This window comes from Devosia crocina (assembly GCF_900116545.1).
Taxonomy (GTDB): domain Bacteria; phylum Pseudomonadota; class Alphaproteobacteria; order Rhizobiales; family Devosiaceae; genus Devosia; species Devosia crocina.
This window is the reverse complement of the sequence record NZ_FPCK01000001.1, coordinates 218240-242582: the sequence shown is the minus strand read 5'-3', so window position 1 is coordinate 242582 and position 24343 is coordinate 218240. Positions and strand designations below refer to the sequence as shown.

At 61.4% G+C, this 24343-nt stretch carries 21 protein-coding genes; 8 read left to right on the top strand and 13 right to left on the bottom strand.

Going from position 1 to position 24343, the window contains the following annotated elements:
- Positions 1–1133: 1133 nt before the first annotated feature.
- The 8 genes from BM364_RS01105 to BM364_RS01070 form a co-directional block, all read right to left on the bottom strand.
- Complete coding sequence (locus BM364_RS01105; protein WP_092419752.1) at positions 1134–1772, bottom strand: hypothetical protein; 639 nt, start codon at positions 1770–1772, stop codon at positions 1134–1136.
- Positions 1773–1900: 128 nt separating this feature from the next.
- Positions 1901–2683: a sulfite exporter TauE/SafE family protein gene (locus BM364_RS01100; protein WP_092419749.1), complete on the bottom strand. Its 783-nt coding sequence runs from the start codon at positions 2681–2683 to the stop codon at positions 1901–1903.
- 5 nt (positions 2684–2688) lie between these two features.
- Entirely contained in the window at positions 2689–3591 is a 903-nt protein-coding gene (locus BM364_RS01095; RefSeq protein WP_425284861.1) for an MBL fold metallo-hydrolase, read from the bottom strand.
- A 1-nt stretch (position 3592) separates the two neighbouring features.
- The gene (locus BM364_RS01090; protein WP_092419746.1) at positions 3593–4720 is read right to left on the bottom strand and encodes a MalY/PatB family protein; all 1128 of its coding nucleotides are present in this window, start codon (positions 4718–4720) and stop codon (positions 3593–3595) included.
- A 4-nt stretch (positions 4721–4724) separates the two neighbouring features.
- Positions 4725–5453: an SDR family oxidoreductase gene (locus BM364_RS01085; protein WP_092419743.1), complete on the bottom strand. Its 729-nt coding sequence runs from the start codon at positions 5451–5453 to the stop codon at positions 4725–4727.
- Complete coding sequence (locus BM364_RS01080; RefSeq protein ID WP_092419740.1) at positions 5453–6379, bottom strand: dihydrodipicolinate synthase family protein; 927 nt, start codon at positions 6377–6379, stop codon at positions 5453–5455. The genes BM364_RS01085 and BM364_RS01080 overlap by 1 nt, the downstream gene beginning before the upstream one ends.
- Positions 6380–6390: 11 nt before the next feature.
- On the bottom strand, positions 6391–7746 hold the full coding sequence (locus BM364_RS01075) for a dihydroorotase (RefSeq protein ID WP_092419737.1): 1356 nt from the start codon (positions 7744–7746) through the stop codon (positions 6391–6393).
- Positions 7747–7749: 3 nt separating this feature from the next.
- Complete coding sequence (locus BM364_RS01070; protein WP_092419733.1) at positions 7750–8412, bottom strand: aspartate/glutamate racemase family protein; 663 nt, start codon at positions 8410–8412, stop codon at positions 7750–7752.
- A gap of 145 nt (positions 8413–8557) precedes the next feature.
- Here BM364_RS01070 and BM364_RS01065 point away from each other — a divergent pair, with 145 nt between their 5' ends.
- Entirely contained in the window at positions 8558–9238 is a 681-nt protein-coding gene (locus BM364_RS01065; protein WP_092423718.1) for a GntR family transcriptional regulator, read from the top strand.
- 1 nt (position 9239) lies between these two features.
- Here the strand turns inward: BM364_RS01065 and BM364_RS01060 are convergent, their stop codons facing one another.
- Positions 9240–11084, bottom strand: coding sequence for an ABC transporter ATP-binding protein (locus tag BM364_RS01060; protein WP_092419730.1), 1845 nt, complete (start codon positions 11082–11084; stop codon positions 9240–9242).
- A 71-nt stretch (positions 11085–11155) separates the two neighbouring features.
- Between BM364_RS01060 and BM364_RS01055 the strand changes: the two genes are divergently transcribed.
- The 7 genes from BM364_RS01055 to BM364_RS01025 all read left to right on the top strand — a co-directional run bounded on the left by BM364_RS01055 (position 11156) and on the right by BM364_RS01025 (position 19206).
- Positions 11156–12013, top strand: a complete 858-nt coding sequence (locus BM364_RS01055) for a sulfurtransferase (protein ID WP_092419728.1) — start codon at positions 11156–11158, stop codon at positions 12011–12013.
- A 239-nt stretch (positions 12014–12252) separates the two neighbouring features.
- A complete protein-coding gene (locus BM364_RS01050; RefSeq protein ID WP_092419725.1) occupies positions 12253–13818 on the top strand; it encodes an ABC transporter substrate-binding protein in 1566 nt (521 codons plus the stop codon).
- A gap of 73 nt (positions 13819–13891) precedes the next feature.
- Entirely contained in the window at positions 13892–14902 is a 1011-nt protein-coding gene (locus BM364_RS01045; protein WP_092419723.1) for an ABC transporter permease, read from the top strand.
- Positions 14899–15738 carry an ABC transporter permease gene (locus tag BM364_RS01040; RefSeq protein WP_092419721.1) on the top strand — a complete coding sequence of 280 codons (840 nt, stop codon included), beginning with the start codon at positions 14899–14901 and terminating at the stop codon, positions 15736–15738. The genes BM364_RS01045 and BM364_RS01040 overlap by 4 nt, the downstream gene beginning before the upstream one ends.
- Positions 15738–17108 (top strand): ABC transporter substrate-binding protein, encoded by a 1371-nt coding sequence (locus BM364_RS01035; RefSeq protein WP_092419719.1) that lies wholly within the window; start codon positions 15738–15740, stop codon positions 17106–17108. The genes BM364_RS01040 and BM364_RS01035 overlap by 1 nt, the downstream gene beginning before the upstream one ends.
- 8 nt (positions 17109–17116) lie before the next feature.
- On the top strand, positions 17117–17500 hold the full coding sequence (locus BM364_RS01030; RefSeq protein WP_092423717.1) for a VOC family protein: 384 nt from the start codon (positions 17117–17119) through the stop codon (positions 17498–17500).
- Positions 17497–19206, top strand: coding sequence for an SUMF1/EgtB/PvdO family nonheme iron enzyme (locus BM364_RS01025; RefSeq protein WP_092419716.1), 1710 nt, complete (start codon positions 17497–17499; stop codon positions 19204–19206). Before BM364_RS01030 ends, BM364_RS01025 begins: the two co-directional genes overlap by 4 nt.
- 140 nt (positions 19207–19346) lie before the next feature.
- Here the strand turns inward: BM364_RS01025 and BM364_RS01020 are convergent, their stop codons facing one another.
- The 4 genes from BM364_RS01020 to murB form a co-directional block, all read right to left on the bottom strand.
- Positions 19347–20534 carry a YeeE/YedE family protein gene (locus BM364_RS01020; protein ID WP_092419713.1) on the bottom strand — a complete coding sequence of 396 codons (1188 nt, stop codon included), beginning with the start codon at positions 20532–20534 and terminating at the stop codon, positions 19347–19349.
- Positions 20535–20745: 211 nt separating this feature from the next.
- A complete protein-coding gene (locus BM364_RS01015; protein ID WP_210186403.1) occupies positions 20746–21606 on the bottom strand; it encodes a sulfurtransferase in 861 nt (286 codons plus the stop codon).
- Positions 21607–21936: 330 nt separating this feature from the next.
- Positions 21937–23244, bottom strand: a complete 1308-nt coding sequence (locus tag BM364_RS01010) for an MFS transporter (protein WP_092419710.1) — start codon at positions 23242–23244, stop codon at positions 21937–21939.
- A 40-nt stretch (positions 23245–23284) separates the two neighbouring features.
- Positions 23285–24304: a UDP-N-acetylmuramate dehydrogenase gene (murB, locus tag BM364_RS01005; RefSeq protein ID WP_092419707.1), complete on the bottom strand. Its 1020-nt coding sequence runs from the start codon at positions 24302–24304 to the stop codon at positions 23285–23287.
- Positions 24305–24343: the final 39 nt, after the last annotated feature.

The following is a 24343-nucleotide window of genomic DNA, read 5'->3' as shown; positions in this document are numbered from 1 at the left end:
CACCACACGCGTTAGATCTGGCCTCGTCACCCAAGGTTCACGCTCGTCCCGCAACCGGCCGAATCCAGAAAAACCCGTAGCGCCCAAATCCTGATTCGCGAGTTCAGTCTTCCCGAACTTTAGCTAAGCGGACCTGAACATCTGCCGTGCGCAGCATCGACGACGACATGGCCATCCGAGACGTGTGCCTTTACTGGCTCCGCAGCCGTGCACTCTCGATTGCCAGCCAAGTCGTCAAGACCCATCATGCTAGAGCGAGCCAGCTTGCCGCCAAGCGACCGTGCCCAGAGTACGGGCTAGCGGGATTGACCGACACTACTTAATCAGCGGTGCTATGCAGGCTTAGCAGCGCTCTGGTTGATCCGGCCCCACGGAATCTGCGATGCGTCCCAAAATTCGTTGCTGGGCTACACCGAAATGTCCGCTATTGCGCACACCGACATCGAAACAACTAAGCTTGCCGCGCTCAAAAGTGCATCGAGGTGTTCCTGCCGGGACGTGAGCGAACCATTCCGCTGAAGCTGTTGCACTCTCGAGCCACCATAAGGCCGGTCGAGTGCGTCTCACACATTGGAAGCTTCATCCTGCGAAGCCTCATCATGCGGCGACTTATGTCGACCGCGAAGGCCACTGTGTTTCCGGCAAACGACAGATTGGCCTGCTAGAAAGGACTTGCATTATGCAGAGCGATTAGACGACAGCCTTGGGTCTAGAGCGGACGTTCAATCATACGACGCGTTCAGCGGCATAGTAATAAACTCGGCCTGTCCATTCGGGATGGTAGACCGCCAAAGTCGGTAGAAGGCATAGTCCGGGGTGACGCTGATCTTTCACGTACCTTGTTCCGCGTCTAAAGACAAAAAAGCCGGCTATTTCGGCGGCTTAGCCCATTTCAGATATCGGGGTCGCTGCTTTCCAGGACTGTAGGTCCAACGACACCCGTATTCTGGAGGTCTCACGGCGCGCCATTGCAAGGTTTTGGGTAGCCGCACACGTAGATTCTAGGACACGACCTCGCAATCCCGTCTTAGCCAATAAAGCCCTTATGTAATGCGGCTTGTCTACCCTCGAGAACGCGTAGCAGACGCTCTCAGAGCGGGCGCCGACACCGGAAGCGAACAAAGCCGAGCCAGTCAATCCAACCTTCTCTTGGTGATGTCACTTTCTGCCAGCCGGGTCCGGATTCCGAGCATCACCGCATCGTCGGGCGATGAGGCGAACCAGTGGAGCGGGATCATGGCCATCAAGCCATGGGCGTAGCGCGAGCGACGCGGCATAATTGGGCCCAGCACGGCCTGCATGATCCACAACCACCAATGATAGCGTGGCTCGCACTCGCTGACGTAAAGCGACATTTTGCCATCAATCAGCCTTTCCGACAGCCTGTGCCAGGGCGCCGTCAGCTGATAGCCGACGCTGCGATAGTGCAGCTTCTCTGCGTCGAAGCCGATCGCAGCGCTCCAGTATTCAAAGCAGATCAGCAAGGCGAGCAGAACTGGAGCACCGAAGATGAACAGCGGCCACCAGTGTAAGCCAGCCTCGATAAAAGCCGGGGTTGTCAGCGCGGCTATGGCCACAACGATCAAAGGAAAGAGGAAAGCGACCAGACGGCGTTGCAGAGGCAGGAAATGCATTGTCATCGATTGCTCCCGTTGATCGCGATCATCGGGCAGGTGGAAGGTGGACGGCAAGCCCTCCGGCGGCATCAGCGGTAATTTCTCACGCAGTGCGCTCAAGCGCGCAAGCGTCTGGGTATCGGCGACATCGCCCAAGTCGGCCTAGAGATCATCGATCTCTCGGGGCTAGACCTGATGGATCACTCAGTTGCGGGCGGGTGGCATGCGGGGACTACCCCTGATCATCAAGGCGTGGAGCGCAGCCCGAAAGATTATAGCGCCAATTACACTGCGCTCAAGGACTTGAGTGCCATGTATCCGGCAACCACTATGACCATGAAGCCAAACGTGACCGTCAGCGCTCGCTGGCGCATCGCAAGCGCTGCGGCGATACGAGCACCGGCTAGGCCGCCCAAGGCGCCTCCGGCGATAAAGACGGCCGCCAGCGGCCAATCCACCAATCCCGAGAACGCGTAGCTCAGCGCCGTGGTGAGCCCGAATGCCATCACGGCAAAAAGCGAGGAGCCTATGGCATTCAGGATCGGCATGCCGGTGGACGCTACAAGTCCCGGCACGATCAGAAAGCCGCCGCCGATGCCGAAAAAGCCCGACAGCACACCCGTAGCGCCACCATAGGCCAGAACCCGGGGAGCCTTTTCGCGGTTGCAACTGGCCCCGGCGGTGCCCTGGCCGGCTCCCCGGCGCAGCATGTTCACGCCAATGGCGGCCATCAGAAGCGAAAACAGCAGCAGCAGATGCTGCCCAGGAACGGCCTTTCCCAGGATCGAACCGATCAGCGCGCCGAGCACGCCGGCGCCCGCATACATAAAGGCGCAGCGCCAGAGCACATTGCCCTTGCGGGCATGGATCAGAAGGTTACCCGCAGCATTTGCAGCCACGGCAAAGGCGCTGGTGCCGATTGCGACATGCGGCAGCGGGACGCCAACCAGATAAACCATCAGCGGCACGGCAAGGATCGAGCCCCCGCCCCCAAATAGCCCCAGCGTAAAGCCGACGAGGCCGCCGGAAACGGCGCCTAGAACATACTGAAAAGGTTCAAGAAACATCCCGGTTAAAGGCCGTTGACCGGTACCCTGAGAAAGACCCTGCCGTCGTCATCGGGTTCGGGCAAGCGTCCGCCACGCATATTGACCTGCAGCGAGGGGATGATGAGGCGCGGCATGGCCAGCGTGCTGTCGCGCTGCTCGCGCATCGCAACGAATGTATCCTCGTCCACGCCGCCGCCGACATGGATATTTTCGGCAGATTGCTCGGCGACTGTGGTTTCCCAGGCGATATCGCGGCCATTAGGGCCGTAATCGTGACACATGAAGAGCCGGGTTTCTGCCGGCAGGCTCAGCACGCGCCTAATGGAGCGATAGAGCGTTCGCGCATCGCCGCCGGGAAAGTCGGCGCGGGCCGAACCGCCGTCGGGCATGAAAAGCGTATCGCCGACAAAGGCCGCGTCGCCGATAACGTGGACCATGTCCGCCGGTGTGTGCCCGGGCGTAAAGAGCGTGTGCACGGTCATGGTGCCTATGGAATAGCTGTCGCCATCGGCAAAAAGCCGGTCGAACTGCGAACCGTCGCGCTCGAACCGCGTGCGTTCGTTGAAGACCTTGCCGAAAGTATCCTGCACCGTGCGGATCTGGTCACCAATGCCCAGTCGCCCACCCAGCTGCTCCTGAATATAGGGCGCGGCCGACAGGTGATCGGCATGGACATGAGTTTCGATCACCCATTCCAGCTGCCAACCTTGGGCGCGAATATGGGCGATGATGCGATCGGCGCTTTCGTGCGAGAGGCCACCCGAAGCGTAGTCGAAATCCATCACGGAATCGATTACCGCACAGCTCTGCGATGCCGGATCGCGCACCACATAGCTGATGGTATTGGAGGCCGTATCGAAGAAGGGCACGATTTCGGGGCGGACAGTCAGATCCACCGCGAAAGGAATGGGCGCGATAGTGGTCACATCACCGGCCTCCGGCGAAGGCTGGGGTGGAGGCAAGACGGTCGACTGCTTCTACCAAGGTCTGACGTGTGCAGCCGAAATTGAGGCGGACAAACTGGTTGTATCGGGCACCGAAATCACTGCCGGCGCTGAAGGCGACACGGGCATGTTCGACGAAATAGCTCTGCGGATCGGCCAGTCCCAGCGCGCTGCAATCGAGCCAGGCGAGATAAGTGCCTTCCGGCGCCTCCATGCGGACACCCGGCAGGCGTTCGGCCACTGCCTTGGCCAAGTAATCCCGATTTTCCTGAAGATAAGCCACGGCATCGTCTCGCCAATCGGCACAATCGCGGAAGGCGGCAAGCGAGGCTTCGAGGCCCAGAATGTTGACGCTGTCGACCATGCCCAGGCGCGAGGCGTTGAAATGCTCGCGCAGGGCCGTGTCGGTCACGATGGCGAAACCGGCCTTGAGCCCGGGAATATTGTACGTCTTGGCCGCCGACATCAGTGTGATGGTCCGTTGCGCGACTGACGGATCGAGAGAGGCGATCGGGATATGGCGGCGCCCATCATAGAGCAGCTCGCAATGGATCTCGTCGGAGATGATAGGCTTGTCGCCAGTCGCTTCGGCCAAAGCCAGCAGGTCGTCGCGACGGTAGACCTTGCCTGTGGGATTGTGCGGATTGCACAGCAGGACTGCATCGGCCAGCGCCAGACTGGACCTTTGTTCAGCCACCGGCAGATCGACGCGCAAATCGACCTGCGAGAGTTCCCAATGGCGCGGTGCCATCAAGATCGGCCGATAGATGGGTGTTTGAATGGCCAGCGTTTGGCCGGGTTTCAGCAGCGCCTTGATAGCCATGTTGAAGCCCGGTTCGACACCGGGCAGGAACACGATGTCCTCGGCCGAGATGGTCCAGCCATATTTCGCCTGCATGTCGGCGACGATCTGCTCGCGCAGTTCCGGCTTGGCCGAGCAATAGCCGAAAACCGGATGCTGCAGCCGCTCGGTGATCGCTGCAACGATCGGCGGAGCGGCCGAAAAATCCATGTCCGCCACCCACATTGGCAACACGTCAGCGGGGTATTTGCTCCACTTGTTGCTGCCGGTATTGCGCCGGTCGATCTGGGTGTCGAAATCATAGGTCACGTTTTTACAGTCCCTTGATCATGCCGCCATCGATACGCAGCATGCTGCCGGTGACGTAACTGGCCTGCTGGCTGGCGAGAAAAGCGACGACGGCACCGAACTCCTCAGGGCGCCCATAGCGACCGGCGGGGATTTCATTGCGCGAAGCCTCCTGCACGGCTTCGACGCTGGTGCCTGTGCGGCCGGCCTTGCCCTCGTCGAGTTCGCGCACGCGGTCCGTATCGATGCGGCCAGGCAGAACCATGTTGACCGTGATGCCATGCTTGGCGACTTCTCCGGCGAGGGTCTTTGACCAGCCGGCAACTGCGCCACGAATGGCATTGGAGAGCGCGAGGCCCGCAATGGGCGCCTCGACGCCCGAAGAGCCGACCGTGATAATGCGGCCGAACTTGCGATCGATCATGCCGGGCAGCATGGCATCGGTAATGGCATAGAGCGAAGCTGCCATCGCATTGAACGCGGCCTGCCAGTCAGTGCTCGCCTGACCCTGGGCCGGACCGGCTTTGGGACCACCACTATTGTTGACGAGAATATCGACTCCGCCTCCGGCCTTGACGCGTTCGATGAGCGCCGTGACTGATGCGGGGTCCGCCAGATCGACCTTGTATTCACCACTCCGAGAGGCGGCGAGGACGGTGACGCCCTCCTCGCGCAGAGCCTGAGTGATGGCGGCACCGAGGCCGCGGCTCCCGCCCAGAACGAGGGCACGTTTTCCCTTAAGTCCGAAATCCATCAGGCAAGAGCCTCCAGCTTGCGGGTTTGACGCGCGATCAGGCGCTCGACTTCTGCGATGGCCTTGGGTGCCAGCATAGCGCCGGGACGACGCTGGGTCGCGCTGGCAATGGCGCCGCGCTTCGCCAGAGTATGCTTGCGTACGGCGAGGCCGAGCCCCGGCTGCTGTTCATAACGCACCAGCGGCAGATAGGCGTCGAAAATGTCCTGCGCGCGCTCCATCTCGCCATTGCCGGCGAGGCGGACGACATCGACCATCATTTCGGGAAAGGCAAATCCCGTCATCGCGCCATCGGCGCCGCGTTCCATTTCCTCTGGCAGGAATACACCACCATTGCCGCACAGCACGGACAGGCGACGGCGGCCCTTGGCCTCGGCATTGCGGATATCGGAAATCTTGGCCAGACCCGGCCAGTCTTCATGCTTGAGCATGACGATAGACGGCATGGCTTCCACAATGCGGCCGAGCAGCGAGGACGAAATATGGATTCCCGTCACCAACGGAAAATCCTGCAGTACCACCGGAACGTCGGTGCCGATTGTGTCCACAACGTTCTGATAATAGGTGAAGATCTGATCGTCTGTCTTGAGCGAGCCAGGCGGCGCGACCATGACGCCGGCGGCGCCCATGTCCATGACCGCCTTGGTCAGTTCCTCGATAGCGGCAAGACCGGGTGCCGAAACGCCGACAACGACCGGCTTGTCGCCGGAGCGCATGAGCGTCTGGCGGGTGATGTCGAGCGCTTCGCTCTGGGTCAGCTTGGGTGCTTCACCCATCATGCCCAGAATGGTCAGCCCGTCGGCGCCCTTGTCGTAGTAGAAATCCACCATGGAATCGACGCTGGCGGTGTCCACCGCCATGGTGTCGGTAAACGGTGTAACAGCAATGACGAAGACGCCCTTTGTCTCGGTCGTGATCTGCGGCATGAAGAGTCCTGCTAGTTGAACCAGTGAGAAGCAAGGCGCGGCGCATATTTGCCATCGCCCGGCTGGTTGACGATAGCCTGGCCATCCCAGGCCAGTTTGCCGCCAACATAGGTGCGTGCCACGCGGCAATCGAACGGGCGGCCGTGAAACGGGCTCCAGTTGAGTTCGTCATGGGCTTTGGTCTCGTCCCAAACCTGCGGCTCGAGCGAGAGGATGGCGATATCGGCGTCGGCGCCAGGCTGCAGCACGCCTTTTTCGGGCCAGAGGCCGAAGAATTTTGCCGGCCGCTCGGCGAGCTGTTCCACCGTGAGACGCAGCGCATCGAGCTGGCGCTGTGCTGCCCCGGTATAGAAGGCGGGCAGCAGGGTTTCGAGGCCAGGAACGCCTGCGCCTGCATCGAAGATCGACGGCGTGAACTTGTTGTCGATGGGCCAGCTCGAATGGTCGGAACTGACAAAGGCAACGCGCCCAGCCACGACATCGGCCCAGAGCGCCTCGATCTGACCTGGACGAATGGGCGGATTGACCTTCATGCGCGCGCCCAGCGCATTATCGACCGAGGGATCGAACCAAAGATAGTGAACGCAGAGTTCGCCTGTTGCGCGGAACCCATCGCGGCGATAGTTTTCAACGAGATGGAAGCCCCGGGCCGATGTCAGGTGCACGATATGGGCGTGGGCGCCGGACAGCGCGCCAAGTTCAAGGAAATGCGCAGTGGAGGCCTGTTCGGCCGCCAACGGACGGCTCGATGAATGGGCTTCGATGCCATTCTGTCCTGTCGCCTTGGCGCGGGCGATGCGGCTGCGAACGATTTCCTGGTCTTCATTGTGGATGCCCAGCGGTACGTCGGTCGGAGCAAGAGCCTCGAAGAGATCCAGCAACTGGTCCGCGGCGATGCGGGGAAAACGCGTAGGGCTCGATTCAAAGCCGGAAATCTTGAAGGCTACGACGCCAGCCTCGATCAGCGGCTGCACCGATCCCATATCCTGTCCAGGCATGACGGTGCCATAGAGCGCCACATTGGCATGGGCATGGGCGGCGACGGCCGCCTTCTTGTCCTCAAGCCGCTCAAGGGTATTGAGCGGAGCCGGATTGTCATAGGGCATGTCGACAATAGTGGTTATGCCGCCGGCAACCGCCGAACGCGTGGTCGAGCCGATGCCCGGCAGGCCACCATAGCTGCCCGCATGGGTCTGGCCATCAATGACGCCCGGGATGACGTAGGCCGCGCCGGCGTCATGCACGGAAGCGGCGTCTGGCGCCTGCCCTTCGCCGATCGCCGCAATCTTGTTGCCCTTGATTGCCAGCCAGCCGTTTTCGATGGAGCCGGTGGGCGTGACGACGGTGCCTCGGATCACCTGGTCCATGGGTCAACGAGCCTTTGTGCGATAATTGAGATCAAGATTGGTGACAGCCAGCGCGACGCCCGCCTGTACCGGATCGACGACCGGGAGACCGAGAGCATCCTCGAGCGCGGTGCGGTAGGACCCGAGCCCGGCGCATCCCAGAATGACCACGTCGGCACCATCCTCGTCGCGCAGCTTCGTGCCGGTACGCAGAACGGTTTCGACGACATCGGTGGCCATGAGCTGGGGAATGGTCATGTCGATGGAGCGATCCCCGGCGAGGCGCGCGGAAAGGCCGAGCGCATCGAGATAGCGCTTGTGACGACCGATCGAGGAGGGTCCCAGCGAAACAATGCCGAATTTGTTCCCAAGACCCAGAGCCGCCAGATAGGCAGATTCGGCGATTCCGGTGACCGGCTTGCCGGTTTTGGCCCGCACCTGGGCTATGCCGGGATCGGAAAAGCAGGCCAGCACATAGGCGTCGGCGTTGGTTTCGCCGATTTTTTCAACGATGTGGGGGATGACCATGCCGACATGCTCGTCGGTCTCGATGCCCGGCGGCGACTTTGGCAGCTCGATGCAGGAGATATCGTAGCTGGTCCGCTCACGGACGATGCCGAGGCAATTCTCCATGGAGCGCGTGACGGCAGGAGAGCTGTTTGGATTGATAACGAGAATCGATGGCACGGCACACCTGCGCTTGAATATTCCACGTAATATACTACAGCTGGACACAGGAAAAGGCTTGTGTGCGTCCTAGATAGTCAATCTTTCTGCTGGCATATGTTCCGGCATGCCAAACGCGCACGGCCAAAAAGCTCTTTTGGACACCATGGACCTTTCGACCAAAACCAAAATCTCCCTGACGGATCGGGCCTATCAGCAGTTGCGCCAGCGCATCATCACCGGACAGCTGCCGCCGGGCAGCGAGATGAGTGAGCTGGAGCTGGCCGATGATCTTGCCATGAGCAAGACCCCGGTGCGCGAGGCGCTTGGGCGCCTGGGCGTCGAAGGGCTCGTGGAAGCCTTTCCGCGCCGCGGCTATCGGGTGACTTCGGTCACGGTCAAGGACATGAATGACCTCTTCGCCGTGCGCGCCATGCTGGAAGGCACAGCGGGTGCCCTGGCTGCCGTAAACCTCACCGAAAGCGAACTCGCCCAGCTCGATGCCCTTGCCGATGCAAGTTATGTGCGGGGAGAAAATGTGAGCACGCAAAGCTTCGTGCGCGCCAATGAGGATTTTCACACCGCCATTGCCCGGGCCTCGCGCAATCCGCGGCTGCTGAGCCTCGTCGTCAGCCATCTCGAAGAGTGCGGCAGGTTCTTCTACATGGGCGCGCAGGTGCGCGACGTGAACCCAGAGACCAGTAATGACCACCACAAAATTGTTGCGGTCCTCAGACAGCGCGACCCGGAAGCCGCACGCGCTGCCATGGTTGAGCACAACGAGAATACAAGGCAGGGTCTGATCCACGCCCTGCTCGATAGGCCCCATAGCGGGATTTCGTTCTAGTTCAGGCCGCCCACTCAGCTCCGGGCACCTGTACGACATGACCCGGCGTCGGCTCGAAATATTGGCGCGTCGGCGGGATGAAGTCGGCGGGGCGAACTGGGCTGCGGATCTCGTCATTGCCGACTGCCCGGCGCAAGTGCCGGCGCTTGGGATCGGCGATCGGCACGGCGGCGAGGAGCTTTTTGGTATAGGGATGCTGGGGATTGCCGAAGATCTCGGCGCGCGGCCCGATCTCGACGATTTCGCCCAGATACATGACGGCCACACGATGGCTGACGCGCTCGACGACGGCCATGTCGTGGGAAATGAAAAGATAAGCAAGCTTGAGCCGCTCCTGAAGCTCGAGCATCAGATTGACCACCTGCGCCTTGACCGAAACGTCGAGCGCCGACACGGCCTCATCGGCGACGATCAGGTTGGGGTTGAGCGCCAGGGCGCGGGCAATGGCGACGCGCTGGCGCTGCCCACCTGAAAACTCGTGAGGAAAGCGCTGCGCCATGTCGGCACCAAGACCGACACGCTCAAGCAATTCGGTGACGCGGTGGCGCGCCATGGCTGGCGTTTCAAGTCCATGGCTCAAGAGCGGTTCGGCGATAGCCTCGCCGATGCGCATACGCGGATTGAGGCTCGAGAACGGATCCTGGAAGATCATCTGCATAGTGCGCCGCTTTGCGTCGAGCAGGCGCTTGGGCATGGCGCGCACGTCTTCGCCGGCCACCTCAATGGATCCGCTGGTCGCTTCCACGAGCCGCAGCACCGAGCGCCCTGTCGTGGATTTGCCGCAACCCGATTCGCCCACAAGAGCCAGCGTCTCGCCCGGCTGGAGCGAAAAGCTGACATTTTCTACCGCATGCACGCGGCCCATGATCTTGCCGAACAGCCCGGAGCGAATTTCGAAGCGGGTAACGAGATTGTCGACCTTGAGCACCGGCTTTCCAGGCATGACAGTATCGCTGCTTTCGCGGGCAGGCACGGTAGCGCCAGTCGCGATGTCGATGATCGGAAATGCGGTGGGGTGGGCCATGCCGGCCATCGAACCCAGCTGGGGCACGGCGGCGAGAAGGGCCCGCGTATAGTTTTGTGTCGAATTCTCGAAGATGTCTTCGGTTGGCCCGCTCTCGAGCGCCTTGGAGCGGAACATCACGACGGTGCGGTCGGCAATCTCGGCCACAACACCCATGTCATGGGTAATGAACAGCACACCCATATTCTCTTCGCGCTGCAGTTCCTTGATCAGATCGAGGATCTGCGCCTGGATAGTGACGTCGAGTGCGGTGGTCGGCTCGTCAGCAATCAGCAGGCGGGGCCGGCAGGCGAGCGCCATGGCGATCATCACGCGCTGCAGCATGCCGCCGGAAAGCTCATGGGGAAACTCATTGAACCGGCGCGCGGCGGCAGGAATGCGCACCCGATCCAGCAATTGAATAGTCTGGGTTTTGGCTTGCGCGCGGCTCAGGCCGCGGTGGCGAATCAGCGTCTCGGCAATCTGTCGACCGACAGTCAGAACAGGATTGAGGCTCGTCATCGGCTCTTGAAAGATCATGCCGATCTTTTCGCCGCGCAGCGCCTGCATCTGCTTTTCGTCAAAGCTCAGTAGGTCCGCGCCATCGAGCAGGACGCGACCGGAGACCTTGCTGGTCCTCTCGGGCAGCAACCCCATGATCGAGAGCGCTGTGACGCTCTTGCCCGAACCGGATTCGCCAACAACCGCCACTGTCTCATTGGCGCCGATAGCGAAACTCACATCGTCGACAACGGTGTTCCATTGACCCTGGCGGCGCAATTGCGTGGTGAGATGTTGGACAGAGAGGATGGACACGGCGACATTCCTAGATAGGGACGCCATACCACAACGTCCTGAGTGACAAATGTCAACGTAATATGCTACGTAATATTCCAAGAGATCCGGGGGGAGCCATGACCGACGACGTACGAAGCCGCGTGCTGCTGACGCCAAAGCAACTCAAATCCATGATGGATCGGGGCGATGATCTCATCATTTTGGCCGTGCAGTCGGTCAATCCCTATACGGGCACGGACTCGATCCGCGATCGACGCATTCCGGGCGCCATCGATACGGAAGCCTATGAGGACTTTCAGGCCCCCGCCTCCCCGGAAGGCGGAGCGCGCCCCCTGCCCGCCATCGACGTCCTCGAGGCCAAGGCGAAACGTTGGGGTCTCAGACCCGAGGCGACCGTGGTGGTTTATGACAGCGACCGCAGCATGGTGGCGGCCCGTGCCTGGTGGGTACTGCGCTGGGCCGGGCTCAACGATGTGAGAGTGCTCGACGGCGGCATGCCGGCCTGGATCAAGGATGGCATGCCGATAGAAACGGCACATCAAGCGGTCAAGGCGAGCGATATCGCCTTGTCTCCCGGACACATGCCTGAACTCGACGCAGAGGCCACTGCTGCGATGGCGCGGAATGGCGTTTTGCTTGATGCGCGTATCCGGCCCAATTACGTGGGCGGCCCAACGCCGGCAGGCGCCCCCGCGCGCGGCCACATTCCTGGGGCGATCAGCACGCCCGCGCCTGATAACCTTACCGACTACGGCACCTTTGCCGATCAGGACGCCTTGGCTGGTATCTACCAGGCTGTTGGCGCTGACGGGACCAAGCCAGTGGGCGCCTATTGCGGGGCTGGAATGTCGGCGGCTCACACCGTGCTGGCATTGGCAGCCCTGGGCGTCGATGCTGCACTTTATGTCGGGTCCTGGTCGCAATGGGCCAGCGATCCGACGCGGCCCGTCGCCAGAGGCGGATTGCCGGGCTAGAAAAATTTGAGGACTCCCATCTGCCAAATGTAGCAAAAAATGTCAGGTGTGCCTTAAATTTCGCCAATACGGCATGACTTCAGACCATCGTTGCGCATAAATTTTGTGCAACAATTGCTTCCGTACAAATTTGCAGCAGCGCAGCTTTACAGCGTCAATCCCGTAGGATATTTCGTAGTATACCAGATTAGATATGACATCGATCTGGCGCCACAGTCCTGACCGCGAAAGGGTCACAGATGAAGTTACGCAACCTCCTCGCAGGCGCGGCCATCGCCCTGCCGCTTATGTTGGGCAGCGCCCATGCCCAGAGCACAGATCCGCTGAAAACCCTGATCGTCGCCGTGCCCTCCGATGCGGTGGGCCTTGAGCCCGGAGCCAACAAGGCGGAGCCCATCGGCAGCGAAGTCATCCTGAACGTCTTCGACACCTTGGTCGCATGGACCGCACCCGATTTTACCCAGCTCGAAGGCCGCCTTGTCGACAGCTGGACCGTCTCGCCCGACGGTACGGAATTTGACTTCAAGCTGCGCGAAGGCATCAAATTCCATGACGGCACCGACTTCAACGCTGAGGCCGTGAAGTTCTCGCTCGAGCGCACCAAGGCGATCAACACCTATGTCGAGGCGACGTTCGGCCTGATCTCCGAGATCACTGCGGTTTCCCCGACCGAAGTCAAGATCAAGCTCAGCGAACCCTATCCGGCTTTCCTCTCGATCCTAGCACAACCGCAGGCGGCCATTGTCAGCCCCGCAGCTGTCGAACAATTTGGCGACGAGGGCTTTGCGACCAATCCGGTCGGCACCGGACCCTTCAAGTTCGCCAGCTATCAGGCCGATACCAACATCGTGCTCGATGCCAATCCGGACTATTTCCGCGGCGCCCCCACACTCGAACGCATTATCTATCGCGTGATACCCGATGCCTCGACGCGTCGCCTTGAACTCGAAAATGGAGGCGTCGACGTCGTTCAGCAGCAGGGCCAGCTCTCGGCCATTGCCGCCGAGGATGTTGCGGCCCTTGAAGCCAATCCAGACGTGACGATCATCGAGGCGCCCAGCCAGATCATTCGCCAGCTTGAATTCAACAACAACAACCCCGATAGCCCCGTTGCCGACATCAAGGTGCGTGAGGCCATCGTCCATGCCATCGATTATGATGGCCTGCTGCAGGGCGTGTTCGGCGGCACGGCAGAGCGTGTCTATGGTCCGCTCACCACCAATAGCTGGGCCTTCAACCCCAAGATGGAAGAACTCGCTCCAACTTACGATCCGGAAATGGCGCGCTCGCTCCTGGCCGAAGCCGGTGTGGATCCGTCGAGCCTCGATCTCACACTCTATAGCTTCCAAGGCCCGCTTTGGGGTGCCGTTGCCACCTTTGTCCAGGCGAACCTGGCCGATATCGGGATCAATGCAACCATCGCCCAGACTGAGTTCCCGGCCTATCGTGCGCTGCAGACCGCCGGTCAGTTCGACGTGGCCCTCGATGGCCGCCAGCCCTGGTACAACGACCCCGATGCCCACATCACCATCGGCTATCTGTCGAGCCTTGCCGACACGGCCATGACCTTCCGCATGCCCGAGGACGCCGAACTCGACGCCCTGATCCTCGAGGCGCAGCAGACAGTCGACCAGGAGGAACGCAAGCAGCTCTACTTCGACATCCAGGAGAAGATCGCTGCCAAGGTGCCCGGGGCCTACCTCTTCAGCCCCAAGCTGATCGTCTTCACCCGCGCCAACGTCAATGGCCTCGTGATCAACACCGCGCCCCCGCTCAATGAATATTGGGGCGTTTCTAAAGAGTAGGCCAAACCTGCTCGACTGCCACGGCGCTTGCCCTCGGCGCCGTGGCGGAGTTTCATGAAGTCGGAGAACGGACATGGCGAGTTTTCTGTTGCGCCGCCTTTTGGCGCTCATCCCGGTCCTGATCCTGGTCCTGGTTATCGTATTTTCTCTTGTTCGCCTCATCCCCGGCGATCCGGCTGTGACGCTGCTCGGGCCCGGCGCTACCGACGCCCAGATCGCGGCGCTGCGCGCGCAGATGCGTCTCGACGAGCCCTTTTACCTCCAGTTCGTCAACTACCTCCTGGGTCTCCTGCAGGGCGACATGGGCATTTCGCTCAAGAGCGGCGCACCGGTCTTGCAGGAGATTCTTCTTCGCCTGCCAGCGACACTCGAACTCGCCATCTGCGCTACGCTGGTGGCCATCCTCGTGGGCATACCGATCGGCGTCCTGTCCGGGACGCGACCCAATTCGATTTTCGATCATTTTACCCGCGTTTTTTCGCTGGTCGGCGTCTCGATGCCCGCCTTTCTGCTGGCGCTGATCCTGCAGCTGATCTTTGCGACCTATCTGGGCTGGCTGCCGGTCTCGGGACGTCTCAGCCCCTATATCATCATGCAGCCCATCACCGGCTTCGTCATACTCGACGGCATCATCACCGGGCAGTGGGATATAGTCTGGAGCGCTATCCGCTACCTGGTTCTGCCGACGGCCGTTCTCGCCGCCTTCTTGGCGGCAACGCTTGGCCGCTTCGTGCGCAACACCATGCTCGAAGTGATGTCCGAGGACTTCATTCGCACCGCCCGGGCCAAAGGCCTGACGCGCGCGCAGGTGGTGCTCGAGCATGGATTGCGCAACTCGCTCCTTCCGGCAATCACCGTGGTGGGGCTCAAATTTGCCGAAATGCTCGGCGGCGCCATTCTCACCGAGACGATCTTTGCCTGGCCCGGGATCGGCCGCTTCATGTTCGAAGCCATCAAGAACCGGGATTATCCGGTTATCCAGGGTACGACCCTCGTGTTCTCCCTGTTGTTCATGCTGACCTCCGTGCTGGTCGACCTGCTTTACGGGGTGCTTGATCCGCGCGTGCGCAAGAGGATGAAATGACCGCACTTGTCCATTTTCTGCGCAAGAACAGCCTTGCCACCGCCGGCGGCCTTGTGCTGGTCGCCGTCATTCTGGCCGTCATTTTCGGCCCCATGATCAGCCCCTACGGGCCGACCAAGCTCGATGTGCTCAACAAGCTTCAGGGCCCAAGCTGGGCCCACTGGCTGGGCACCGACAGCCTTGGTCGGGACGTGATGACACGCGTGCTGCATGGCGGGCGCTACACCCTTGCCATCGGCATGGGCGTGGTCAGCATCGCCTTTGTCGTCGGGGTCCTCTTTGGCACGCTGGCCGGTTTTGCGGGCGGAGCGGTCGACATGATCATCATGCGGGTCGTCGACGCCATGCTCTCCTTCCCCGCCCTGGTGCTTGCCATCGCGCTCGCCGCCGCCTTCGGTCCGAGCCTCAATAATGCCATGCTGGCCGTCGCCATCACGCTTGCGCCCCAGTTTGCCCGCGTTGCGCGCAGCCAGGCGCTTGCCATTTCCGTCAAGCCCTATGTCGAAGCCGCCGTTTCACTGGGTTTGCCGACGCGCCGCATTCTCTGGAGATATGTGTTCGCTAATGGCCTCGGCCCGCTCCTTGTACAGGCCTCGCTCAGCTTCGGCAGCGCCATTCTGCAAACCGCTAGTCTTGGCTTCCTTGGCCTCGGCGCGCAGCCACCTCTGGCCGAATGGGGCGCCGACGTTTCGGCAAACCTGCAATATATGCGTGAAAGCCCATGGGTCGCGCTGTCGCCCGGCATGGCGATCCTTCTGACCGTCCTGTGCTTCAATCTGATTGGAGACAGCTTGGCCGACTGGTTCAACCCGCGCCGGCGAAACGAGATCGACTGATGCTGACGATCGCTCTTGAAAAGCTCGACTTCCTTCCGGCCAATCGAGTGACGGACGATACCTCGATCCTGACCCTGAAAAACCTGGTCTTCGAGCCATTGCTGCGCTGGCAGCCGGGCGGACGCGTTGCCCCGGCCCTTTTCTCGCACTGGTCGCACAGCGCCGACGGACGGCACTGGAGCTTCACGATCCGGCCCGGCGCGACCTTTCATGATGGCGTCGACTGCACTGCCGATCACGTCATGGCCTTCATCGAAGGCATCCTGAACTCCGTCGACATGTTCGGCATGAAGTGGAGCTATTCACGCTACCTGGCGCAGGCCAGGATTAGCGCGCCTAGCCGCGATGTCATCGAGGTCGACAATCCAGAGCCGCTGGCCGACATTCTCGATATCTTCTCGGAATTCTTCATCTGCCGGCAGGACAGCCAGGGTCGCGCCGTGCTGGGCACAGGACCATACCGCGTTACGGCGTTCACGCCGGGACAATTCGCACGCCTCGACGCGGTGGCGGGCGGGCGGTCGATCGAGGTCCAGTGCGTCCCGAGCGCCGAGGAGCGTTATGCAAAGCTCAAGGCGGGGCAGATCGATGCTGCCCTTAATCTTGAGCGTCTCGATGAGCCCGTCACGTTCGATCCGCAGTTCCAGTGGGGCAAGGCAGTCAACACGCTCTCGGTGATGTATTACCTCAATTGCAGCACCGGGCTGTTCACTGCGCCTCAAGCGCGTCTCGCGGCCAATCACGCCATCGACAAGAAAAGCCTGATCGCGGAGATTTTCCAGGGCCTCGGTGCTGAAGCCTCCACCATTGTCAGTCCTTTTCACCTCGGGATGGCAGAGCCCATAGCCCCAATCGCCTATGACCCCGATGCGGCCAAGCGCCTCCTCGACGCGGCAGGCGGGCCCAGCGCCATCACCCTGCGCACGCCGCTCTACATGCCCGAACGCGCCCCCCGCATCAGCCAGTTCGTCGCCGCAGCGCTTGAAGCAATCGGGCTGAGCGTAACGATCGACACCGAAACGGATCGGCCCGACTATGCCCGCCAGGTCGGGCGCAAGGCGATGGGCGACATGGCCATTTTCGATTCCTCGCCGCAAAGCACCTTCCGCGTCCTCGACGATAAGATTTCTGCGCGCAACCAGGCTGTGTGGTGGCAGGGCTTTGACGATCCGGAGACCGAAAGTCTCATCGCGGCGGCCAATCGCGCGGTCCATGACGACGATCGTGAAAGAGCCTATGGCGCCACTCTCAGACGCCTCAACGCCAATCCACCCTGGCTTTACCTCTTCCACCCCACCGATATTTTTGCGGCCCGCGCCGGCCTAGGCGGACTGGGCATCGACCACAAGGGGATCCTGACGATCCAATGAGCAGCGACATGACCAAAGACTATTCCATCACCTTCTTCTACTATCCCGACATTCACGCTGTGACGGCCTTTTATGAAGAAGTGCTCGGCTTCGAGCTGGTTCTGGACCAGGGCCTCGCGCGCATCTATCGCATCGCGCCAAACAGTTATTTCGGCGTAGTGGACGGGAATCGCGGCCATCTCAAGCATCAGGAAAAGAGCGCCGTCCTGCTCACCATCGTGGCTCAGGATGTGGAAGGCTGGCACGCGCGCATGAAATCAGCCGGCGTCGCCAATCTTTCGGAAATGCTGCGCGGCAACTATTGCGAGCACTTCTTTTTTGAGGATCCGGCCGGTTACGCCATCGAAATTCAGCGCTTCCACAATCCCGAAATTGCCAAGCTCTTTCGATGATCGAGCCTCATTTCACGCTGCGGGTGAATTTCACCCATGAAGACAAGGCCGCCAAGGGTCTGCGCTCCTTGCGCGAACCATTGGCCGCGCCAATCCCGCCCGTCTATTTCACCGCTGAGGAAGCTGTGGACATGTATCCCCGGCTGCTGCTGCTCGGCGAGCGGGGTGCAGGCAAGACCACTTTTGCCAAGGACCTGGCGGCCAAAACCGCCGCCACCTATGTCGATCTCGCCCTGGGCCGCGATATTCCGGCAGAAGGGCCACTGATCCTTGACGGTCTCGACCGCATCGCCGAGACCGAGCTTGCGCCTCTCTTCGAGGCGATTGACGATCGCCCGGTAGTGCTGCTCGGCGACGGCGCGGTGGTGAAGGGCTGGAAGTTTCCCGCCGGCATCACCATCCACACCCTGAAGCCGCTTGAACAGACCGAACGTGCAGCATTTCTTGAAAGCAAAGGCATTGCTGCGCCCGCCGCACTTTCCGAGGCGGCAGGCAATCCTGCGCTTTTCGCGCTGGCGACGAGCATGAGCGAACCGGCGGAGACGGCAGAGGACATCATCGATATTTGGCTGCGCAATGAACCCGAACGGGCCGAAGCGGGCTTTCAGGCCCTCTCGACCGGCGCCTCCGCCAATCGTGCGATCGACGGCCTCGTGGCCGGAAAATTTCTGAGCTCACGCGACGACGCCAGCGTGGCGCGGCTATTCCTCGATGATAGTGCCCTTTGGACGCCGAGCCTTGCCAGCCTTCTGCGACGCATGCCCCAGCGTGCGGAAACCCTTGCTCCCCTGCTGATCTCGGGCACGAGCGATGCCGCCCTGCGCGGCGCCCTTCTGGTTGCGGACTTCATCCCCGATGACACCGCGGTTCTGGAGCGCCTGCAAGATCTCATCGAAAGCGGGCGGCTCTCCGCGTTAGAGCGCAACCGTGCCGCTCAGATCCTCTCGGTTCGGGGCGACCCGCGTGACCTTGAAGCGCTCTGCCTCATCCCCGGTGGCCGCTTCACAATGGGCTCTACCACACATCCCAATTCCACCCCGGTGCATCACGTACAGGTCGACACGTTCAGTATCGGGCGTTATCCGGTCACCAACGGACAATACGCCCGTTTCGTCGCGGCCACGGAACGGACGTGGGTATCGCCCGCCGCCCATGACCCAGCGCTGCGCAACGTACCGGCCACCGATCTGACCTGGCACGACGCGCGCGCTTATTGCGACTGGCTGACGGCGCGGTGGCGCGAGGAAAAGCGCATCGGAGACGACCAGGTCGTGCGGCTTCCCACCGAGCCCGAATGGGAGCGCGCCTCGCGCGGCGACGTGGAGGATGGCGGCGATGACATCGTCTATCCCTGGGGCAAGGGGTGGAACAGCGATGCCGCCAATTCTGAGGAGAGCGGGTTCAACGCCCCCTGCGCGGTTGGTCTTTTCCCGAGTGGACAATCGCCCTATGGCTGCCTCGACATGGCCGGGCAAGTCTGGGAATGGACAACAACGCTCTGGGGAGACGGCATGGCCACGCCGAGCTTCACCTATCCCTATGCCGACGATGGCCGTGAAGATCCCGATGCGGGCCCTGCGATCCGCCGCGTGCTGCGCGGCGGCTGTTTCTCGAGCACAAGCCTGAAAGCCTGCTGCTCCTACCGCGGCAGCCTCGAACCGAACGGCTTCTGGCGCGGCAACGGCTTTCGCATCGTGGTGAGCTGACGGAGCGTGCCCACCACGGCTCTCAACTTTCAGGCGGAAGGCCTACTAATTCCGCTCGACCCTTGATTCTCAGGTGCGGAAGGGTGGTTTTGCAACCGCGCCCCAGTTCAGATTCGCCGCCATTTCCATGAATGGCGCTTTTAGACGAGGCGACGCGCAAACAGGCGAGCGACCTGCAAGCTAACGAGGATGCCGACTGACATGGCCACCAGAAAGATCCAGCCGGAAAGCGATCCGGCATGGATACCCGAAAGCAGTACCCCGACGGTGCATCCGAGCGCCGTCATGGCGCCCCATCCGAGCAGCAGTCCGCCCAGAAGGCCGCGCACGACATCCTTGCCAGTGATGCGGCGCGGCTGAAATTGTCCAGCTAGGATCGAGGTGACGAAACTGGCAGCGATGAGGCCGATGACGAAGAGTCCGTTGTTGGAGAGAAGTGCTTCCTTGATGATGGTGGCGCAGCCACGAAGGCCATCAAGCCCGAAGAGCGAGGAGGGGACGATGTTCCAATCGGTGCCGAGCGTACGGGCGATGGAGCCGAGTTCGGCCGTAACCCCCAAGGGTGCGACGCGGAAGTAGGCGACGGTCGAGATGGCCCCGATTAGGATACCCGCAGTCACGGCGGGCCATCGAACGATGAATATGCGCTCGACCGCCTCTCGCAGGGACAGCGGTACGGCCGCGGCGGGATTGGGCGCGCGTGCCCACCAAAGGGTTAGGGCAGCCAGACCAGCGAGCACGGCCAGGGTCAGCAACAGGCCGCCGTCATAACCCACATGATGAGGCAGCCAGAAAATGAAGGCATTGCTGGTTATGGTGAGAAACAGGGGGTTCCAGGTCAGAAAACCGATGCCGAAGCCAATAGCAGCACCAAGGATGGCGAACGGCGAGATCACTGACCCTTCAGCCAGACGATAGAAATGAGCTGAAAGGCAGGAGCCCGAAACGGCCATGCCGATGCCAAAAGCAAAGGCCGCGATGACGAGGGTGATGCTGACCGGACCAATATGGGCGGTAGGCGGCAGCCTGTCGGTCGCCGGCGTCGGCAACCAGGCGCCGAAAACGGCAGTGTAGCCGATGGCGCCGACAGCGAGGGCGACCAGGATGGCCAGGACGCCCGAAGCCTCGCGGCGTTCGATCAGGTCGCGGAAGTTGCAGTAAAAGCAGAAGCGGCTGCGCTGGAGCACTGCACCGAAGGCTGCACCAAGTAGCAGGGAAAAGGCGAGCGGGCGGCCTGCGACACCTTGCGTGTTGAGGCTAAGAACGCCCCATGACAGCGCAACAAGAATAATGGCCGGCAGGCCGAAGCGAATGGCTGGTGCTGTCAACGGGTTCCCCAGAAATGAGTGAGACGGGCGCCGGAGCGCCCGCTGAATTGCTTGTGTCCTTGCCTGTTTTCGGGCCGCGAAGCTTCCCACCTTGCCTCCCACGGAAGGCTGTGAGGAGGCCGGTGGAAGACAGGAATAGATCCACGCCCTCGGGTCCGGCTCCTCCCTAGCTCAAGGAGAAGTTGTTTGGAGCTTCACGTTGAGCCCAGAACTAGATCCTGCCCCAGACGGTGCCGGTCGGGTTTTCGATCGGGACGCCGACAGCATTGCCATATTCGGTCCAGGAGCCGTCGTAGTTGCGCACATCATAGCCCAGGATACGGTTGAGCACGAACCAGGTGTGGCTGGAGCGCTCGCCGATGCGGCAATAGGTGATGATGGGCTTGGAGCCATCGATGCCAATAGCAGCAAAGGCGGCCTTGAGTTCTTCAGCAGACTTGAAGGTGCCGTTTTCGTTGACAGCGCCGCCCCAAGGGAAGTTCACCGCGCCAGGAATGTGACCAGCGCGCACCGACAGTTCCTGCACACCTTCGGGGGCGAAGATTTCGCCGGAGAATTCCTTGGGTCCGCGAATATCGACCAGCGATACATTAGCTCCACCTTCAACCACATCGAGCACATCGGTGAGACGGGCGCGCAGAGGGGCCGCTTCATCGGGAAGATCGATAGTGGAGGCCGCATATTCCGGCGTTGCGGTATCGAGCGGCAGGCCTTCGGCTTCCCAAAGCTTGCGGCCGCCATCGAGCAGCTTCACGTCGTGGATGCCGTGGATGTCGAATACCCAGGCGCCCCAGGCGGCAAACCAGTTGTTGTTGTCGCCGTAGAGCACCACGGTCGTATCTTCGGTGACGCCTGCCTGCTGCAGGATGGCTTCCAACCCTTCGCTCGAGACGATGTCGCGGCGAACCGTATCGACAAGATCGGTGTGCCAGGCCAGATTCACAGCCCCCGGAATGTGGCCGCGTTCATAAACGCCGGTGTCGACGCTGACCTCAAAAACGCGGACATTGGGATCGGACAAGTTTTCAGCCAGCCAGTCCACGGTCACGAGCGGATTGTCGTCCTGCGCCATGACCATGGTTGGCACCACGGCGACAGCAACGGTGGCAGCAAGCGCAGCCACGTGTTTGGAGAAGTTGTTCATAAAGGTCTCCTGCTTTCGTCGCGGCACCTGCCGCGTCCCCAATGATGGCCAGAAAATGGCAGAACGATCAAAGTACGGAGCACTAAATCCCGCACCCTTGAGATAAAATCGGTATCTCGCGATCACTGAAGCAGCAATTTTTGTCTATCGCGCCAGACTGTTCACTGCCGCGCTATAGGTTGAGCGGGGTCACTGCACGGACCGTATCTCCTCCTGCCAGGCGCTCCGCTGGGCGATACCTAGAGTAGCGTAAGATATCTATCCCAGCGCCATCGAGCGGGTTTCGGCATCGATGAAACGGGCGGCCAAGGCGCCGAGGAGGAGGAAGCCGGCAAACAGCGCTATGGCCCAGTAGAAGTCCTGGGCGATCAGGATGGCCATGACCGATGGCGCGAGAAGTCCGCCCAGCCGCGCAACGGCCCCGGCTGCACCCATGCCGGTAGCGCGGGAGCCGGTGGGATAAAGTTCGGGTGTAAAAGCGTAAAGCGCTCCCCAGGTACCAAGAAGAGCAAAGCTCATGACAAGGATCGAGCCGCCTACAAGATAGGGATCGCGGGCCAAGAGGAAAAGCAGGCACCCAAGGGCGCTCAGGAACAGAAAGCCGATCAGCGTCGGCTTGCGGCCAAGCGCCTCGACTCCCCAGGCGGCCAGCGCATAGCCCGGCAATTGGGCGAGCGCCACGACAACGAGAAAGCCATAGCCCCGGACATAGCCGAACCCCTCCTGCGCCAGCCGCGCCGGCAGCCAGGTGAAGATACCGTAGTAAGAGATTGAAACCAGGAACCACACGGAGAGAATGGCAAGGGTTCGGCGGCGCAAAGTGGGCGAGAAGATGCCTTCACCCTTAAGCTCAGGCTGCTCGATAACTGTGCCCTGCGGCAACGGCGCCTTGCCATTGGCCGAGAGAACCGAGTTCAAGACGCCGCGCAACTGGTCCTGTTTGCCCTGACGGAGAAGATAGAGCGGGGATTCGGGAACCCAGAGGCGCAACCAGATGCCGATCAGTGCGGGAGCGGCCGTGAAGGCGAAGATCCAGCGCCAGGCATCGGCGGGCACATAGAGACTGGCAAGCCACGCGGCGAGGGCAATGGCAACAGTGCCGACGGCCCAGAAGCCTTCGAGGATCACCAGCCAGCGGCCGCGGTTCCGGGCCGGCAGGAACTCGGCCATCATCGCATAATCGACCGGCAGGGTGCCGCCCACGGCAATACCGGTGAGAAATCGAAGAAGGAACAGCACCCACAGCTCCGACGCGAACACCGAGAGGAAGCCGAACACGGCATCGCAGGCAACGGTGATAAGCAGAACCCTGCGGCGGCCGAACCGATCGGCGAGCCGGCCGAAAAGGCTTGCGCCGATCAACATGCCCAGGAAAAAGACGCTTCCGATCTGAAGCGCTTCGGGCACGGTGATGCCGAAGCTGTCGGCAATGGACGCGCTGGTGAACCCAACCGCCAGCACCTGCATCGCATCGGCCGCCCAGACAAGGCCGAAAATGCCGAGAAGCCGGCGCTGATAGCGCCCTGCCCCGGCTTCGTTCAAGATCTGCTCGACCGTCTGCGCCATGGCTCCCCCGCGGCTCTGCCTCAACTCCCCCAAGGTCGGATCAGCAGAAAACCGGCTCCTCATGCAGTTGCACGCCGAAACGTTCGAATACACGGGCTTTGATATGGGCCGCGATCGCCCCTATATCTTCAGCAGCAGCGCCGCCCCTGTTTACGACCACAAGCGCATGCCGCTCAGAGGTTCCAGCCTTGCCCAGCGCGAACCCTTTTAGCCCGCTCTGTTCAATCAACCAGCCGGCGGAGAGCTTGATCCGGCCATCAGCCTGAACGAAACGCGGCGCTTCCGGAACAAGGGCGCTGACTGCATCGGCCTCTTGGACCGATACGATCGGGTTCTGGAAAAAAGATCCGGCATTGGGCGTGACGCGCCAATCGGGAAGTTTGGACGCACGAATGGCCACGACACGGTCCATAACCATGGCCGGGGTCAGATCCGGTAGGCTGGCCAGTTCACTAAGGCCCGCAAAGCGCAAATTGGGTTGCCAGGGGCGCGGCAACGCAAGGCGGAGCGTCAGCACTACATAGCGCCCCGGCCGATGCTTGAAGATGCTATCGCGATAGGCAAAGGCACACTCGTCCGCAGAGAAGATGATTATCTCTCCCGTTTCGCGATCGAAGGCTGTCAGATTATGGAAGACATCGGCAATCTCGGCCCCATAGGCCCCGATATTCTGAACCGGCGCGGCTCCGACGGTGCCGGGAATGCCGGCGAGATTTTCGAGCCCGCCAAAGCCGTTGCGCACCGTCCAGGCGACAAATTCGGTCCAGGTTTCGCCAGCCGCAGCCCCGATGAGGACATGGTCCCGCGTTTCAGCGAGGACGCTGCGGCCCCTCGTTGCAATGATTGCGGTAATCCCCTCGTAGTTCCGGGAAAGCACCACATTGCTGCCGCCGCCCAAGATCCGTAGCGGCAGACCAAGGCGTCCTGCTTCTGCCACAAGGGCGGGTAGCTGCGCGGTATCCTCGAGCACATAGCCCAGGCGCGATTGCGCCGCCAGAGCCAGCGTATTGCGGGCCGTCAGGTCGAAATCCGGAATCAGGCGCAGGGCTTTCTCACTCATGCTGGGGCTTATAGGTTCGCCTTGTGTAGCCTGCAACGC

Bases quoted from the DNA above. Each gene is read 5' to 3' on its own strand.
- BM364_RS01080 (WP_092419740.1), bottom strand. From the start codon at position 6,379: ATGCCGCAGATCACGACCGAGACAAAGGGCGTCTTCGTCATTGCTGTT.
- BM364_RS01045 (WP_092419723.1), top strand. From the start codon at position 13,892: ATGGCGAGTTTTCTGTTGCGCCGCCTTTTGGCGCTCATCCCGGTCCTG.
- BM364_RS01040 (WP_092419721.1), top strand. From the start codon at position 14,899: ATGACCGCACTTGTCCATTTTCTGCGCAAGAACAGCCTTGCCACCGCC.
- BM364_RS01075 (WP_092419737.1), bottom strand. From the start codon at position 7,746: ATGGACCAGGTGATCCGAGGCACCGTCGTCACGCCCACCGGCTCCATC.
- BM364_RS01055 (WP_092419728.1), top strand. From the start codon at position 11,156: ATGACCGACGACGTACGAAGCCGCGTGCTGCTGACGCCAAAGCAACTC.
- BM364_RS01015 (WP_210186403.1), bottom strand. From the start codon at position 21,606: ATGGCGCAGGACGACAATCCGCTCGTGACCGTGGACTGGCTGGCTGAA.
- BM364_RS01065 (WP_092423718.1), top strand. From the start codon at position 8,558: ATGGACCTTTCGACCAAAACCAAAATCTCCCTGACGGATCGGGCCTAT.
- murB (WP_092419707.1), bottom strand. From the start codon at position 24,304: ATGAGTGAGAAAGCCCTGCGCCTGATTCCGGATTTCGACCTGACGGCC.
- BM364_RS01085 (WP_092419743.1), bottom strand. From the start codon at position 5,453: ATGGATTTCGGACTTAAGGGAAAACGTGCCCTCGTTCTGGGCGGGAGC.
- BM364_RS01100 (WP_092419749.1), bottom strand. From the start codon at position 2,683: ATGTTTCTTGAACCTTTTCAGTATGTTCTAGGCGCCGTTTCCGGCGGC.
- BM364_RS01060 (WP_092419730.1), bottom strand. From the start codon at position 11,084: ATGGCGTCCCTATCTAGGAATGTCGCCGTGTCCATCCTCTCTGTCCAA.
- BM364_RS01025 (WP_092419716.1), top strand. From the start codon at position 17,497: ATGATCGAGCCTCATTTCACGCTGCGGGTGAATTTCACCCATGAAGAC.
- BM364_RS01010 (WP_092419710.1), bottom strand. From the start codon at position 23,244: ATGGCGCAGACGGTCGAGCAGATCTTGAACGAAGCCGGGGCAGGGCGC.
- BM364_RS01030 (WP_092423717.1), top strand. From the start codon at position 17,117: ATGACCAAAGACTATTCCATCACCTTCTTCTACTATCCCGACATTCAC.
- BM364_RS01050 (WP_092419725.1), top strand. From the start codon at position 12,253: ATGAAGTTACGCAACCTCCTCGCAGGCGCGGCCATCGCCCTGCCGCTT.
- BM364_RS01035 (WP_092419719.1), top strand. From the start codon at position 15,738: ATGCTGACGATCGCTCTTGAAAAGCTCGACTTCCTTCCGGCCAATCGA.